We start from the raw sequence: 16,306 nt of genomic DNA on the forward strand, positions 1-16,306 counted from the left end.
AGTTAGTGATCCTCGCTCTTGGGCAGGCGCGATGGGTTGATGTCCATCGGGTATTCATCAGGCACATCACCGCGGCGGTAAGCCAGACGCGACAGGCTTTCCAGTGTCAGCATGACAGCGCCAACAACCGCGAGGAACACCCCAAGGTCAAAGCCCATGGCCGTCGCCAGCTCGAACTTCTCCAGCGGCGGGAACTGGAAGTACCCGTAATCACTGGTCAGGAACGGCATGTTGTTAAAGAACGCCCCGATGCCCGTGATCGCTGCGATGATCACACCGCTCGCGATCGTGGCGTGGTAGGGATAGCGCTGACGCTGGTCAGCCCAGTCATAGCCCGACGCCATGTACTGCATCAGCAGCGCAATAGCCACGACCAGACCGGCGACGAAGCCGCCCCCTGGATCATTGTGACCCCGCAAGAAGATGTAGACGCCCACCATGATCGCGATGGGCAGCAGCAGACGGGTCGCGACCACCATCATCAGCGGGTGCTCGTCGCCCGCGACGGGATGGTTCGGCGTACGCTCCAGCAAGCTCAGGCGCACTTTGGACCCCAAGAGCCCTTCGGTCACGCCATAGATGATCAGAGCGGCGATCCCCAGAACGGTGATCTCGCCAAAGGTATCAAAGCCACGGAAGTCCACGAGGATAACGTTCACCACGTTATCCCCGCCACCCAGATCGTGGCTGTTGGCCAGATGGTATTCCGCGATCGAGGGCATCGCAAAGTCGGTCAGCATCACGGTATAAGCTAGCGCGGCGACTGCCACCCCAACACCGCCCGCGATGATCAGGTCGCGTGCCTTACGCGCTGTGCTGCTCTCACGCGGCGTGAATTCCGGCAGGAAGTTCAGCGCCAGCAGCAGCAAGACGATGGTCACAACCTCGACCGACAACTGGGTCAAGGCAAGGTCAGGCGCGGACAGGTAGTTAAACGACAGCGAAATCACGACGCCGATGATCCCCAGCACGACCAGCGCCAACAGGCGATGACGGTGATAGAAGACAGTGACGCCTGTACCAACGATCAGCGCAAACCACGCAATGATCGGAATGATGTCAGCCTGCATCGGCTCGCGCGGCAGGCTTACACCTTGGCCACCGGTAAAGGCATGCCACGAGGCCAGAACCGCAAAGACAAAGAAGATCGCCGCATAGCGGGTCAGCTTGCCATCGTGCAGGGTTCCGGTGATCCAAGCCGCAGCGGACGATACAGCGCCCACGATAGCATCAAAGATAACCTTGGCATCGGGACGGGGCACCGCATGCCACAGTCCGTTGGCCGGCCGGTACAGCGCCAACAGCACCAGACCACCCAGAACAGCGATTCCCGACATGTAGAGTGCAGGTGTCACGCCATGCCACAACTTCAGATGCGCATGGGGATGCGCACCATTGCCCATCACAGACGCAGCGGTCGTATCGACCAGCGGACCCACCAGCGCTTGGCTAAAGAGACCGATCATCACCACCAGAATGGCAAGGAACGCAGGCGACAGCCACATGCCGAACGGCGGATCGTGGGGCTTGTGCGGATAGTCATCACGCACAGGGCCGAACCAAGTGTGGATCAGCAGGCGGAACGAATACGCAACCGAGAACAGCGCGCCCAAGGTCGCCAGCGCAGGCACCAGCCAGTGATTGTCCCCCAGATAGGTGTGCGCAGCCGCCTCGAGCATCATTTCTTTGGACAGGAAGCCGTTGAACGGCGGAATGCCCGCCATCGACAGAGACGCCACAGCCGAAATGATAAAGGTGATCGGCATCAAGTGCCGCAAGCCGCCCAATCGGGTGATGTCGCGCGTATGCGCCTCGTGATCGACAATGCCAGCGGTCATAAAGAGCGAAGCCTTGAAGGTCGCGTGGTTGATGATGTGGAACACAGCGCCGATTACAGCCGCTTCGGTGCTAAAGCCCAGCAGCATGGTGATCAGGCCCAGATGGCTGACGGTCGAGTAGGCCAACAGCCCCTTCAGGTCATTCTGGAAGATGCCGATCAGCGCGCCCAAGACCATTGTGATCAGACCCGCCAGCGTGACGATCCAGAACCATTCCGCGGTGCCAGACATCACGGGATACAGGCGCGCCATCAAGAACAGGCCCGCCTTCACCATGGTAGCCGAGTGCAGATAGGCCGACACAGGCGTCGGCGCAGCCATCGCGCGCGGCAGCCAGAAGTGGAAGGGGAATTGCGCAGACTTGGTGAACGCACCCAAAAGGATCAGCAACAGCGCCGGAACGTACAGCGGGTCCGCTTGGATCAGATCGCGCTTTTCCAAAAGCTCGGTCAGCTCGTAGGTGCCCGCGATATTCCCGAGCATCAGCATGCCGCCGATTAGGGCCAAACCGCCCATGCCGGTCACAGTCAGAGCCATCCGTGCGCCTTGGCGCCCTTCGGGCAGGTGCTTCCAATAACCGATCAGCAGGAAGGACGACAGCGAGGTCAGCTCCCAGAAAACCAGCAAAAGCAAGATGTTATCCGACAGGACAATCCCCACCATCGCGCCTTGGAACAGCAGGAGGTAGGTGTAGAAGTTCCCCATCGGGTCTTTCGTGGACAGATAGAACCGAGCGTACAGGATGATCAAACACCCGATACCCAGGATCAGCGTCCCGAAAAGCAGCCCCAAACCATCAAGGTAGAAACTAGCGTTAAGACCAAGCGCAGGCATCCATTCGACCGAGGCCGTGATCACTTCGCCCCGCAGCACGGCGGGGGCATGGACCAACAGGCCAATCAATGCGGACAGAGAGATAATACCCGTCCAGGTCGAACAGGTATTCCGCCCCGCCTGGATCATCAGGCCGGGCAGCAAAGCGCCAATGAAGGGTAGAGCAGCGATCAGAAAGAGTGACACCGGGGCTGGACCCTCAATTAGTTGCAGTTAGCAGTTTGGTTAGCAGGGTACCCGCCTGCCTTCAATCTAAACGGAAACTATTCGTATCACTCTAAACGTCAAATTTACTGACCGGCGTTATCAAAAGATTAATAATCCCGCTCAAAGAAAATCCCGACGCTACTCTGGCCATCGTTATCCACACCACCGCGCGCCGTAACTGACGGACTGATATCGATATTCAGGTTCAACTCGGTCTGCCCCGTCGCCCCCACGGTGACATCGGTGTAGACGTTGTCAGAGATGTACTTGCCCGCCCGCAGCGCCGCATTGCCCTGTTCATCCGTGGTCACATCCAGATCATCCAGATCAAAGCCCTGACGCAATCTAGAGACGATCCCCTCGCCGCCGCGTCCAGCTAGAACCGCCACCGCATTTGCGAGTTGCAGCGCCTGGAAGGCAGACAGGCGGCTCATGTCACGACCGAACAGCAGCTGTGCCAAAACCTCGTCCTCGGGCAATTCCGGAGAAGAGCTAAAGGACACCTCGGGCGACGATGCTTCACCGTCTACGATGATATAGGTCATCACATCGCCTTGCTCGGTCTCGACCACCAGTCGGATTACAGGAACCAAGGCCCCTTCAAGGCTGATATACCCTTCGTCAAAGTCAAAGCGTTGCCCCAGCAACAGCAAGCGCCCGCGCACCAAATCGAAACGACCAATCGGGATGATATTCGCTGTCGTGCCGGTCAGACGGATTTGCCCCCCAAGCTCGGCATCTAGCCCACGACCACGGACAAAAATACGCGATGGCGCGCTGATCGTGACATCCAGCGGAATGGCGATGCCGGGGCCTTCGTCTGCGGCTTCTGGGGTCGCTGTCGTCGACAGCCCTGCTTTGTCCAAGGTCCGACGCACGTCAGCCGGCGTCCCTAGATGCTCAATATCCGGAATACTGCCTGCCGCGCCCGCGCCCGTTTCGGGAATACGCAGTTCAGCTTCGCTCAGAGTAATGTCCCCAGACAGGCGTCCACCATCCAGAGCAGGACCCCGAAACCGCAAATCGCCGCCCAAAGTTGCCTCGTACAGACCCGGATCGACCAAGGTCAGATCCACGATCGAGACATTGGCATCAACGTTGTAATTGCCGGTCAGCCCTACGGTGCCGCTCACCCCAATGCTGCCCCCCTGACTGTTGCTTGCGTTCAGGTCCAGGCGCACCTGATTGCCACCAAGTGTCGCGGTGCCGCCGATATTATTCAGCGTAATGCCCGACGACGGCTCGGAAAACAGCCCGTCCGACAGGGTCACGGTCCCGCTCAGCGCATCCAGACCCGCAGGCCCCCGTAGCGCCAGATCGAACCGCGCGTCTCCCGACACGCGTCGCGGTGCGATCATCGGATTGGCCAGTCCCAAGGGCACACCGCCGGTTGCCGTCAGGTCCAGATTTCCGTTGCTCAGGATCGCGCCGTCCACATTCGCCGTCATCCCCGCAGGGCCGGTCAGCGTGGCATCAATCGTCGTGGTATCAGCGTCGCCACCCACTTGAGCATTCACCGTGACAGGGCCAGAGAAGTCACCGTTGATCCGCCCCACATCAGGGACACGTGCATCCGCGGTCAGGGATTTGCCCTCTTCGGTCAGGGACCCGCTCGCTGTCAGGTTAAGGTTACCAGCGTCCAGCGACAGACGCTCGATGGTGATGTTGCTCCCGTCACGGATCACATGGGTGTCCAGATCGAACCGCCCCGCCAGCACGCCGTTGATATGCGGGTCCCCCAGATCAAGGCCGCTCCCCGATCCGGTCACCGTCACATCCGCCGTGGTCGCAGACACTGTGCCATCCACATCGAGTTGCGCAGCCCCGCGCAACTGACGACCCGCCAAGCCAGAGAACCGCGAGGCATCCCGCACATTCGCCGTCAGATCGACTGTGGCAATCTGTGTTTCCATATCCACTGACACATCGCCCGAGGCCCCGTAATCCGCCCCCTGCAAGCGCAGCGGGTCCAGCACCAAGGGATTGCCATCAGCGTAATCAAACGAAGTTTGGAAACTGACCTCCTGCCCCAAAGCCTGCGCCAGCGCAGCATCTTGAAGTCTCAGACCCGTCAGCGCCGCATCGATCGACCCACGCACGGCTTCTACAATGCCGTTCTCGCCTTGCGCGTAGCTTCCAGATCCCTTGATCAGCGCCTCGGCCACCGCCCCCAGCGGATGGTTCACGCCGCTCAGGTCTGTGTCGATGTTCCAGCGTCCATCTCCGGCGCTCAGGTCGATTTTGCCTCCCGACATTGCCAATTGGTCCTCGCCCAAGGGGATCACCAATCCGCTCGGTCCGCTCAGAACTCCGTCCACTGACAGGGATTTCAGGATCGCGCCCGACAGAACAATGTCACCGTCCAAAGCTGCCCGGCCAGAACCGCCCCGACCCAACCGGCTGAAATCTTTGACAAAGGTGTTAAACTCGAAATTCGTCTCCGCGCTGCCGATAGTGCCATTCGCCTGCACCCGCGCGCCGTCCGTGTTCGCCAGCAGTTCGTCAATCGTCAGGCCCGTTTCATCGCGGCGTGCCACGACAGACAGACTGCCATCGCCGCCCACCAGACCGTCCAGCATCTCTTGGCCGATCTCCAGCGCCCGCGCGTCCCCCGTCGCCCGCAGGTCAAAGGCACCGGACAAGGGCACCACCGTCCCCGACACCGCAAACTCGGCTGCGCCATCCAGATCGAAGCCCGCTATCTCTCGCGCTTTGGACAGATCATCCGCAGTCACGTTCAGGTCGAGCTTGGTGTCATATCCGCTCTCCAGACCATCAATCGTCGCAGACCCCGTGGCCACAAAGGCTAGCGCGTTGATCGCCAAATCGCTCAGATCCAAGGGCTGTCCCTCGACCGCAGTCAAGCTGACACCACCCGTCACCTGTGGCCCCAATAGCGCCTGAAGCGCCGCGTCGGTCATTTGCAGGTCCGTCGTCTCGAAATCAAAGCGGGCAGTCACCGTCTGGGGCGTATTCTCGTCCGCCGGTGTGATCTGTCCTCGACCTGTCAGAACTGCTTTGGGCAGGGTCACAGCCGCTTGGTTGAGGCCGTTCAGCACCACCTCGCCCTGCCAATCCGCGCTCGACGCGGCATCGTGGTTCACATCGAGCGTCACACTTTTAACAGTGACATCCTCGGCCAAGGTCAGGGGCGATCCATCCGGTGCCCGCAAGGAACCTTCGAGTTCAATGCTCTGGGGCAGACCCGAGGGCCCGATCACAGCCGCGCCCTGTACATTGGCGGCGCGCGCCTCGATCAACAGATTATCGAGCGTGAGAGTGCCATCATCCGCCTTGGCCGCCGAAGCGACAACCCGCGCATCATTCCCCAGCAAATCGTGGTAAAGCGGCTCGACCAAGGGGCGCAGATCGCCCCCCAGATCGACGTCCAATGCCTGTCCGCGCAGGGTCACCTGCCCGCCCAAACGCAGCGAACTGTCGGTCCGCAGCGCAATATCCACCGTCAGATCGTCTGCAGGCCCCTCGCCTTCGATCCGCAGATCAATGCTTGGGTTTTGCGGAATACCCGCCAAGGTCGCTACGATCCCGCCCGCATCCTCTGACGCGGCCACCAAAATAGAGGCCGTATTTTCGCCAGGATCATAGGCCAGATCGACTTCGAACTGACCGTTCGGGCCGTCCGTACGTTCCGCGTTTAGGGAAACAGTGCCCGCTCCATTGGCCAGTTGTGCCGACCCACTCAGGGTCATAACCGCGTCCTGACCAATCACATCGGCGCCCAAAGCCGCACGATCCACCTGCAATGTGTCGACATTCACCGACACAGGCAGATCCGGCAGAGAAAACGCCGTCGCCTCGGGTGCGGGAACATCAACCTCGTTCGAGATCGGTTTGCGCGGCATCGAGATGCTCTCGGCGGACAGCTCGTTCACCTCGATCCGGCCCCGCAGCAGGGCCGCGCGGCTCCAATCCAGCGCCAGTCCTGTCGCATCCAGCCACACGCCCTGATCGTCCGCGATGGTCAAACGGTCGATGGTCGCGCGGGAGCTAAGCGCGCCCTCGAACCCTTCGATCCGAACCTCGCGTCCAGCTCCGGACAAAGTGTCCTGCAACAGCCGCTCTAGGTAGCCTTGGCCGTCGTCATCCTGCGCCACTGCCCCAACGGGCAGCAGCAGCACCAAAAATGCTGCAAATATCCGTCTCAAAACGCCTGTCCGATCCCGATATAGATTTCGTATTCACGGCCAATGTCATCACCGCTCATTGGCGTCGCGACGTCCAGTCGCAAGGGGCCGATAGGTGTGTTGTACCGCACGCCGATCCCTGCACCCGCGTGGTCCTCGCCCTCGGTGTCCAGCCCCAGCTCGCCACCGACAAAGCCATAATCGACAAAGCCAACCGCGCTGATCGCGTCCGTGATGCCCTGACGCAGCTCTAGGGACGCCCCAAGGAAGCTCGCCCCGCCGCCGTCATTATAGCCCAGCGATTGGTAGTTCTGGCCGCGGACGGTGCCCCCGCCCCCCGAATAGAACTGGAAGTCCGCGGGAACATCCTCGGCCTTGGCGCCCTCGATAAAGCCAAGCTGACCGCGCAGGGCAAACACCGTTGTTTCGGTCGCGCTGAAATACGTTCGCGCATCAAAAGTCGATCGGATGCCCTCTGGCGAGTCATTCAGCCCGTAAAAAGGCATGACCTCACCGCTTAGATAATAGCCGCCCACGGCGTTGCTGCCGCCTTCGCGCTTGTCATAAGTGGCCGAGACTGGGAACAGCAGTTGGCTGTAGCTGGTCTCGCCATCGCTGTCCTCAATCGTGGCGCGGCGGAACGCGACACCGTATTGCACGGTCAGATCATCGCTCGCACGGCGCAGGATACCGACATCGGTCCGGAACTGGTCGCTGTTATACTCTGGCTCGTTCATGCGCTCCAACGCGGTCTGCACGAACAAGATATTGCGCGGGTCAAAGGTCGCCGGACGTTCGAAACGGGTGGTCAGGTTTACGTCCTCGCCCCCAGTGGTTCCGCCGATCCCTGCGACCTCGACGTCAAACCGCAGCTTTTCCGCGCCACCAAGGATGTTGCGGTGCATCCAGAAGCTGGACAGCGTCACCCCCTCGTCCGAGATCAGCTCCGCCCCGAACCCAAAGCGTCGTGGCTTGGCTTCGACCACATTCACCGTAAAGTCGAGCGTATCGCCATCGCGGATCTCGTCCGCCTCGCGCATGGCAACAGCGCTGAACGCACCGGTATTGCGCAAGCGTGTCGACGCATCTGCGACCAAAGCGGGATCATAAATCTCGCCGCGCGGCAGCCCCGCGATTGCGCGGATACGCTCTTCGCGCACATTACGGTTATTTTCGACGGCCAAACGGCCAAACCGCAGCTGCGGCCCCGTTGTAATCCCCAGTGACACATCAAGCGCTTCGGCAGGGTGATCTGCCACAATGCGCTGTCCGGTCAGGTCTGCTTTCGCGTAGCCCACCTCGCGCCATGCATCCACGGCGTCCTGACCGGTGCTGCGGATTACATCCAGACGCGCATCTTGGCCGCGCGCGAACTCTGCGGGCGGTTCGGTGCCGTCGGGCAACGGCCCCACCTCTGCCTCTCGGAACACAAAGCGTGGTCCGGTCTCGACAGTGATCTGGGCTGACTGAAATTCTGCTGGCAACCGGAACGGGTTCAGCTGGCTGGCCTCGTTGCCATCCAGCCGCACACTGACGTTCGGTCCATAATAGCCCTCTTCGTACAGAACACCCACGATGGTGTTGTACTCCGCCAAGGCCGCAGCGGCGTAATCTTGCGCCGTCACATCTTCGGTCTCGTTTGCCGCATAGAGGCGCGACGCAGTCCGCAGACGGTCTTCTAATGCGTCATCCCCGCCCGATACGGAGAGATCGATATCAATCGCAGGCCAAGCTGCAGTCGTGAAAAGCGCTGTCAAAACCGCGCTCGAAAATACTGAACGAAAAAGTCTATCCATCGGCCCACACCTAGTGCTCTGGGGCAGATTAGGCCAACGAAAAGAGCTTTGCACCAGCACTTCGTTGTAACAGCGGTTTCCCGCTAGATTGCCTTGCCCCTCTTCGGGCCACAGACTTTGCGTCGATCAGTCAACACCTGCACATCCAACAACAGCCCGCCGGGTCTCGCCCGATCCGGCGCGGCGCATCATTGCATCCATGCCGTAACTGTCTGTGCGGTCATTACTTTCCTCCCTGATCTCGTGAGCGCCCAACTGTTTAGAACAGGCCGGACTCTTTCGCGATCAAGGCCGCTTGGGTCCGGTTATGGACGCCGATTTTGCGGTACAGGGTTTTGACGTGCAGCTTAACAGTGGGCTCACGAACGTCCAGATTGCGAGCAATCTCTTTGTTCGACAGGCCGCCGCTCAGACCTTCGAGAACCTGCATCTCACGACGCGACAGTTGCGACGCCAGCGGATGGTTCTGTGCAGAGCTTTCGTCCTCTTGGGACATGAAATCCAGCGGTGCGTACTGCTCGCCCATCGCCATGAAGCGCACGGCATTTACGACACTACGGGCCGACAGGGTCTTGGGCAGGAAGCCTGCCGCATTTTCCGCCAGTGCCTGCTCGGCCACATCGCGGCTGGCCACACCAGAGATCAGGGCAACGCGCTGGCCACCATTCATGGCTTTGACCTTTTTCAGACCTTCCAGCCCATTCATCCCGGGCATGTTGAAGTCCAGCAGGACCAGATCGAAATCGCCTTCGTCTTCGATCAACTGAACCGCGCCATCCAGATCCTCGGCGGTGCGGGTCTCGATGTTGCCTTCCTGCTTGAGGTAAAGCTCTAGGGTATCCCGAAGCAGTTCGTGGTCGTCTGCAATAAGAATACGCATTGTTTGTTCCTTTTCATTGCCGACCTGCGCGTCCCGTAAAAGGGCAAAAACCGTTATCATTGCGCGGGTCAGAGTTTCGAAAAACCAGGAACCATCTACTCTCAACCGATAGGCCCACTATGACATAATAAGTTGCCCTTAGGAACGTATTTCACCCAGTCGGGTCGCCCCACCATACCCCACCGCGACCGCCGAATTATCCACTGCGGATACAAAAGCATCCGGAATTAGACGTCCTTCGGGTCGTAGTAACGCCCTGAAAATCAAGTATATTTGAATTTAGGAATTTTCTTATCCGGATAGATCTACCCGACCGGTCAGGTTTTCCGCTAACATCCACAAACTTTGTTTTGCGCATACGCAAACAAAAATGGGTCTCATTTTGCAAATATCGTTCGGAGTAGATTCGGATGTCTTGTAATTACGGATTAAAACTTACGTATTGCGGATAATACCTAAGTATTATCCTTGCGGCGTCATGCCAGAACGGGCTTTGCCGCGCCGCAAACCCAGACGGTGCTCGCGCCAGATGATCAGGCCCCCAGCCGCGATCACCACGCAAGATCCGATCAGCATTTGAACGGTCGGGATCTCGTCAAACAGGAAATACCCCATCCCCAGCGCCATGATGATCGCGCTGTAGTCAAACGGCGCGACCAACGCCGCTCCGGCAAACCGGTAGGCCGAGGTCATCAGGATTTGCCCCAGCCCTCCTAGCAGCCCCGCCCCGATCAGCAGCCCCAGCGAAATCGGGTCTGGCATCACCCAACCAAAGGGCGCGGTCAGCAGGGACAGCCCCGTGGTTGTGACTGTGAACCAGAACACAATGGCTGTCGTGTTGTCGATCTCGACCAGACGGCGGATCTGGATTTGCGCAAGCGCCCGCGCCACGGCCGAGCACAGCACCAACACAGCGCCCAAGGCCGCACCATCCGCAGCCGTATCCAGCGTCATGCGCGGCGACAGGACAATCATCACCCCGACAAGACCCAACAGCACCATGGACAGTCGGAACGGCCCCACACGCTCTTTGAGCAGCAGTGCGGCAAAGACCACAGTCAGCAGCGGTGCCGCGAACCCGATCGCCGTCACTTCGGGCAAGGGCAGCAAGCCCAGCGCCAGAAAGTTCATGCCCATCGCGCTAGATCCGATCAATCCGCGCAGAACGTGGCCAACCGGGCTTTTCACTTTGATGCCGCTGCGCAGACTGCCGCTGATCCACAGCCACGTGAACAAAACCGGCATCGCAAACGCCGAGCGGAAAAACACCGCTTCGCCCGTCGGCACCACATCCGCTGTTGCTTTCACCATCGCCGCCATAGAGGTAAAGGCGACAACCGAGACAAGTTTGAGCGTAATGGCCTTAAAAGGCTGGTAAGTTTCGTAGGGCATGCCTTGGCAGTGCGCCTCTTTGACCCATCGGTCAAGCTTTTAGCCATGCGGCCACGGCAAACACGCTATTCCAAATCCCCGCGCTCCATGCCCGCCATCGGCATTTTTCGCCGACCTCATGCACATGTTCCCGCCGATCCGGTCACGACTTCGCGCCTTACAAGTGATTTTCCTGTGATTGAACAATGCCTTATCCCACCACAGATATCCACCAACGCCGAACACCGGCGGATTTGTTTTGTTTAAAAGAAAGAAAGGTTGAGATCATGGCTATCAAAACCGCAGCCCTCACTTCGATTATTGCCCTGTCGGCAGCACCTGTTCTGGCTGGCTCGCTGACCCCCCCGCCCACCGAACCCGCGCCCATCGTGGCACCCGAACCTGTCAGCGTTGATGGCAACTGGACCGGCTTCTACGGCGGTATCCAAGCGGGCGGCGGCAAAGTCGAAACCGACGAAGGCGCAATCGACATGGACGGCAACGGCGGTCTCGGCGGTGTGCACCTGGGCTATGATTACGACTTCGGAAAATACGTTCTGGGTGCAGGCATTGAATTCGACGCAGGCAACATCGAACTGGATGACGGCGACGAAACTCTGCAAGACGTCACCCGCCTGAAACTGAAGGCTGGCTATGACATGGGCCAAGGCCTGCCCTACATCACCGCCGGTGCAGCGGGCGCCAACTTCGAAGAGGCTGGCTATAACGAAGGCGGCTTTGTCGGTCTCGGCTACGAGCACAAGGTCACCGACAATGTGACCGTCGGCGGCGAAGTCCTGCGTCACCGCTTTATCGATATGGACGACACCAACACAGACGCTGATGCGACCACCGCTCAGGTTCGGATGTCCTACCGCTTTTAACGAGTGAAACGGGTAAGTAACCCACATCCCCAGTAACCCAAGTACGAGTAGGCCCCCCGCTTCACCGCGGGGGGCTTTCGTTTGGGTCCTCGGACATAGAAAAACCGGCCCGAAGGCCGGCTTTCGTTCATTCCGCTGCGTCGCGCTTGGGCAGCACCCAGTCGGGCCGCGGGAAATGGCAGGTATAGCCATTCGGAAACCGCTCCAGATAATCCTGATGCTCTGGCTCCGCCTCCCAGAAATCGCCGACGGGTTCCACCTCGGTCACAACAGTACCGGGCCAGATGCCGCTGGCATTGACGTCTGCGATGGTATCCTCGGCCACGGCCTTCTGCGCATCATCCACATAGTAAATCGCGCTGCGATAGCTCATCCCCAGATCGTTGCCCTGCCGGTTCAGCGTGGTCGGATCGTGGATCTGGAAGAAAAACTCCAGCAACTGCCGATAGCTGATCACCGCCGGATCGAACAGGATCTCGATCCCCTCGGCATGGGTGCCATGGTTGCGGTAGGTCGCGTTCGGCACGTCCCCACCTGTATAGCCGACGCGGGTGGACTCTACCCCGGGCAGTTTGCGGATCAGATCCTGCATCCCCCAGAAACAGCCGCCCGCCAGAACTGCGCGCTCTTGTGCCATATCTCTTACTCCTTCTCGACCAAGGGCACGAAGTCGCCGTACCCTTCGGCCTCCATATCCTCGAGCGGGACAAACCGTAGCGCCGCCGAGTTGATGCAATACCGTAGCCCACCCTGATCGCGCGGACCATCATCGAACACATGCCCCAAATGGCTGTCGCCATAGGTCGACCGCACTTCGGTCCGCACCATGCCATGGGTGGTGTCACGCAATTCCTGAATGAACTCTTCGCTCACGGGGCGGGTAAAGCTCGGCCACCCACAGCCCGATTCATATTTGGCCGCGGACACGAACAGCGGCTCCCCGCTGACGATATCCACATAGAGGCCCTTTTGCTTGTTCCCCAGATAGCGCCCTGTGCCGGGCCGTTCCGTGCCGCTCTCTTGGGTCACGTAATAGGCATCAGGCTCCAGCGCAGCGATCACATCGGGGTCACGGGTATACTTGGCCAACAGACCACTCCTCTTTGCTTGGATGTCCCTAATGTGGGGCGCCACAGGCCTTCGGCAAACCCCTATAACATTATCATGACGACGCAGTGAGAGCTCTGGTATCCGCCGCGAAACAAGGATAGAGTCACCCTAGTTGTAAGGCAGCCCACCGCGCTGCATCGGCCACGCCCTCATCGGGGTCGGTAAACAGCGCGGTGGCCACCTCTTTCAGCGACGCATCCCCTGAATTCCCGATGGCATACAGAACGTTTCGCACGAAGCGATCGCGCCCGATCCGTTTGATCGGACTACCACTGAACCGCTCGCGAAACGCCGCATCGTCCAGCGCGGCCAACTCCCGCAATTCCGGCGCCACAGTCCCCTCTCGGGCCGCATAGCGCATGTCACTGGCCGCCACGGCGAACTTGTTCCACGGGCACGCCGCCAGACAGTCATCACACCCGTAAATCCGGTTCCCCAAGCGCCCGCGCAGCGCCTCGTCCACCGGCCCCTTATGCTCGATCGTCAGGTACGAAATGCACCGCCGCGCATCCATCTGATAGGGCGCAACAAAAGCGTCGGTCGGACAGGCCCGCAAACACCGGTCACAGCGCCCACAATGGTCCACCTCGGGCTCGTCCACGGGCAAATCCAGTGTCGTAAACACCGACCCGATAAAGAACCAGTTCCCCATCTGCCGACTGACCAGATTGGTGTGCTTGCCCTGCCAACCCAAACCCGCCGCCTGCCCCAAAGGCTTCTCCGGCACAGGAGCAGTGTCCACGAACACCTTCACCTCGCCGCCGCCTTCGGCAATCAGCCAGCGCGCCAAACGCTTCAGCCGCTTCTTGACCAGATCGTGGTAATCCTTGCCCCGCGCATACACGGAAATCGCCCCGCGATCAGGCAGTCCCACCACGTCCATCGGATTGTCCTCAGGGGTATAACTCTCGCCCAACACAATCACCGACCGCGCCTCGGGCCACAGCGCAGCAGGATCGCCCCGCCAAGACATCCGCTCTTCCATCCAGCCCATCTGGCCATGAAAGCCCTGCGCGACAAACGCCTCCAATCGCGCCGGAACCTCCGGCACGTCCCAAGGGCGACACACGCGAACCTCGGAAAATCCCTCGGCCCGCGCCTGCGCCACCAATCGGGCTTTCAACGCGTCAGTCATCTCTTTCTTGCCCAAATACCCCGGGGGTGCGGGGGCTGGCCCCCGCGTCGCCACAGATCAGAAATCCAGGTCGGAATAATGGGGCGGCTGCGGAAAGCCGGGGATCTGGTCGGCCAGAATGCTCCGGAACGCAGGGCGCGATTTGATCTTCGCGTACCAGTCCTTGACGACCTCGCTGCGGTTCCAGTCCACATCACTGATATAGTCCAAAGCGCTCAGATGCGCCGCCGCCGCGAAATCGGCCAAGGTCATGCGGTCCCCGGCCAGCCAACGGCGATGATCCAAGAGCCACGCCATATAGTCCAAGTGGTACTTGATCTTCTGCGCGCCCATCTTGACCGCTTTGCTGTCCGGATAGCCCGATTTCATCAGCTTCTTGTTCACCCGCTCGTACAGCAGGTTCTGCGTGACCTCGGAATGGAACTTGTCGTCGAACCAGCTGACCAACCGGCGCACTTCGTAGCGCTCTTCGGGCGAATAGGGCATCAAGGCGGGGTCAGGGTAGACCTCTTCGATATACTCGCAGATGGCCATGCTCTCGGACAGGATTTTGCCGTTCAAGCGCAGCACAGGCACCTTGCCCGCCGGATTGCGGCGCAGGAAATCGGTGTCCATTTCCCAATAGCGCTCTTCGACCAGCTCGACCTCAATCCGCTTTTCGGCCAGCACCAGACGGACCTTGCGGCAGAACGGCGAGAGCGGAACATGATAGAGGCGATTCATAGCGTCCTTCGATCTTGTTGGGAGTTCACCTTCAATGCCTGTCTCGTGGACCGTTTTCAATCCTCGAAACAGGCGGCACGGCCGTCTCTTGCGATAGTCGCCGCTCCATCCGCAATTTGTGAAGCCCGGCGGGCAACAAACTGGCTGGGATTGGCGGCGTCCCGCTCTTTGGGATTCGGCAAGAGCGCAGCCAGCAAAGCGGCCTCGCGCGCGGTCAAATCCTCTGGCGTGGTGCCGAAATATGTGCGGGCGGCTGCCTCAACGCCAAAGATACCTTCGTCGAACTCGGCCACGTTCAGGTAGACCTCGACAATCCGGCGTTTGCTCCACGCCGCCTCGACCAGCGGGGTCATCAGCGCCTCTAGGGCCTTGCGCGTCCAGTTACGCCCCTGCCACAGGTAGACATTCTTGACCACCTGCTGGCTCAGGGTCGAGGCTCCGCGATTGCCGCCATCCTCAATCGCATCGCGGATGGCCGACATGTCAAAGCCCCAGTGGTTGCAGAAATTCGCATCCTCGGCAGCCACGACAGAGCGCGCCATCACGGGGGCAATCTCGTCCATCGGGGTCCAGACCCGCTGAATGTCCCCCAACCGCCGCGCCTCGGACCGCATATAGAACCCCTGCGGCACGGGCAAAAACGACGGCAGGATCACAGCCAGAGCCACCAACCCGATCACGGCAAACACGCCATAGCGCAGCCACCGCCGCACCCGTTGCCCAAGGCTGACCTTGGTCTTGCGCGTTGTCTTCCTCTTTGCGGGTTTTTTCTTGGTGCTCTTTGCCATAAGGTCAGTAAGCCCGCCCCGCCAGAACGGTCAAGGCCCTACGCCCACCCGCATCAAAGTGATAGCACGCGCCGGACCAAACGCCTGCGCCGAACTCATTGCCCGTCCACAGGCCGCACCCCGTACGCCTGATAGGCATTCTCGCGGAAATAGGCCTCGGTCCGCTCGGGATGCTTCACATAGCTTGGGGCCAGAATGGGCGTCAGGCGGGTCACGGTCAGTTCGAACACATGGCGCACTTCGAAACTGCCCGCCATCTCTTGGAGCGGCGCGGACAGCTCTTCGAAATCCGCATCCTCGGGGCTCACGATCCGGCAGGTCCCCTCCATCTTGTGCCCCCGCTGCAAAAAGATGTCCAAGACGCTGACGCAAACCTGCGCGTTCTGCCGGACGTTCCGCATACTGCGCGGCGAGGCGATCTCGGCGATCAGCAGGCGTTCGGCGTCATACACCAGAAACATCTCCTTGGGCGACACACTGGGCCGCCCTGCGTCGTCCGATGTCGCCATCCAGCACAGCACCGCGCTATCAATCTCTGCGGCCACTTCGGGCGTCAGCAATCCGACCGTCATCCTAATCCCCTTGTTCAAAAATG

Annotated in this window: 12 protein-coding genes; 1 reads left to right on the forward strand and 11 read right to left on the reverse strand. The window is 60.1% G+C overall.

The genetic code is table 11. From position 1 onward, the window contains the following. Positions 1–2: 2 nt before the first annotated feature. From BM225_RS07785 to BM225_RS07805, 5 genes are all read right to left on the reverse strand, one after another. Positions 3–2,858, reverse strand: coding sequence for a monovalent cation/H+ antiporter subunit A (locus BM225_RS07785; protein WP_072708636.1), 2,856 nt, complete (start codon positions 2,856–2,858; stop codon positions 3–5). Positions 2,859–2,986: 128 nt separating this feature from the next. Next, positions 2,987–7,045 (reverse strand): translocation/assembly module TamB domain-containing protein, encoded by a 4,059-nt coding sequence (locus tag BM225_RS07790; protein ID WP_143095353.1) that lies wholly within the window; start codon positions 7,043–7,045, stop codon positions 2,987–2,989. Beyond that, entirely contained in the window at positions 7,042–8,781 is a 1,740-nt protein-coding gene (locus BM225_RS07795; protein WP_177218584.1) for an autotransporter assembly complex protein TamA, read from the reverse strand. Before BM225_RS07795 ends, BM225_RS07790 begins: the two co-directional genes overlap by 4 nt. Positions 8,782–9,079: 298 nt before the next feature. Next, positions 9,080–9,700: a response regulator transcription factor gene (locus BM225_RS07800; protein WP_072708645.1), complete on the reverse strand. Its 621-nt coding sequence runs from the start codon at positions 9,698–9,700 to the stop codon at positions 9,080–9,082. A 462-nt stretch (positions 9,701–10,162) separates the two neighbouring features. Continuing rightward, the gene (locus tag BM225_RS07805) at positions 10,163–11,092 is read right to left on the reverse strand and encodes a DMT family transporter (protein WP_072708647.1); all 930 of its coding nucleotides are present in this window, start codon (positions 11,090–11,092) and stop codon (positions 10,163–10,165) included. 266 nt (positions 11,093–11,358) lie between these two features. Here BM225_RS07805 and BM225_RS07810 point away from each other — a divergent pair, with 266 nt between their 5' ends. Then, positions 11,359–11,955, forward strand: a complete 597-nt coding sequence (locus tag BM225_RS07810) for an outer membrane protein (RefSeq protein WP_072708650.1) — start codon at positions 11,359–11,361, stop codon at positions 11,953–11,955. A gap of 127 nt (positions 11,956–12,082) precedes the next feature. On the opposite strand, the gene msrA is transcribed toward BM225_RS07810, so the two are convergent. From msrA to BM225_RS07840, 6 genes are all read right to left on the reverse strand, one after another. After that, positions 12,083–12,592 carry a peptide-methionine (S)-S-oxide reductase MsrA gene (gene msrA / locus BM225_RS07815; protein ID WP_072708653.1) on the reverse strand — a complete coding sequence of 170 codons (510 nt, stop codon included), beginning with the start codon at positions 12,590–12,592 and terminating at the stop codon, positions 12,083–12,085. Between the two features lie 5 nt (positions 12,593–12,597). Beyond that, positions 12,598–13,044: a peptide-methionine (R)-S-oxide reductase MsrB gene (gene msrB / locus BM225_RS07820; RefSeq protein ID WP_072708656.1), complete on the reverse strand. Its 447-nt coding sequence runs from the start codon at positions 13,042–13,044 to the stop codon at positions 12,598–12,600. A gap of 124 nt (positions 13,045–13,168) precedes the next feature. Continuing rightward, positions 13,169–14,200, reverse strand: coding sequence for a tRNA epoxyqueuosine(34) reductase QueG (gene queG / locus BM225_RS07825; RefSeq protein WP_072708658.1), 1,032 nt, complete (start codon positions 14,198–14,200; stop codon positions 13,169–13,171). A gap of 57 nt (positions 14,201–14,257) precedes the next feature. Then, the gene (gene fzlA / locus BM225_RS07830; protein WP_072708661.1) at positions 14,258–14,923 is read right to left on the reverse strand and encodes an FtsZ-binding protein FzlA; all 666 of its coding nucleotides are present in this window, start codon (positions 14,921–14,923) and stop codon (positions 14,258–14,260) included. 56 nt (positions 14,924–14,979) lie between these two features. Further along, complete coding sequence (gene mtgA / locus BM225_RS07835; protein WP_072708665.1) at positions 14,980–15,711, reverse strand: monofunctional biosynthetic peptidoglycan transglycosylase; 732 nt, start codon at positions 15,709–15,711, stop codon at positions 14,980–14,982. A 95-nt stretch (positions 15,712–15,806) separates the two neighbouring features. Next, the gene (locus tag BM225_RS07840; RefSeq protein ID WP_072708667.1) at positions 15,807–16,283 is read right to left on the reverse strand and encodes a pyridoxamine 5'-phosphate oxidase family protein; all 477 of its coding nucleotides are present in this window, start codon (positions 16,281–16,283) and stop codon (positions 15,807–15,809) included. Between the last annotated feature and the right edge of the window lie 23 nt (positions 16,284–16,306).

The sequence above is a fragment of the Donghicola eburneus genome, from assembly GCF_900115865.1.
GTDB classification, from domain to species: Bacteria; Pseudomonadota; Alphaproteobacteria; order Rhodobacterales; family Rhodobacteraceae; genus Donghicola; species Donghicola eburneus.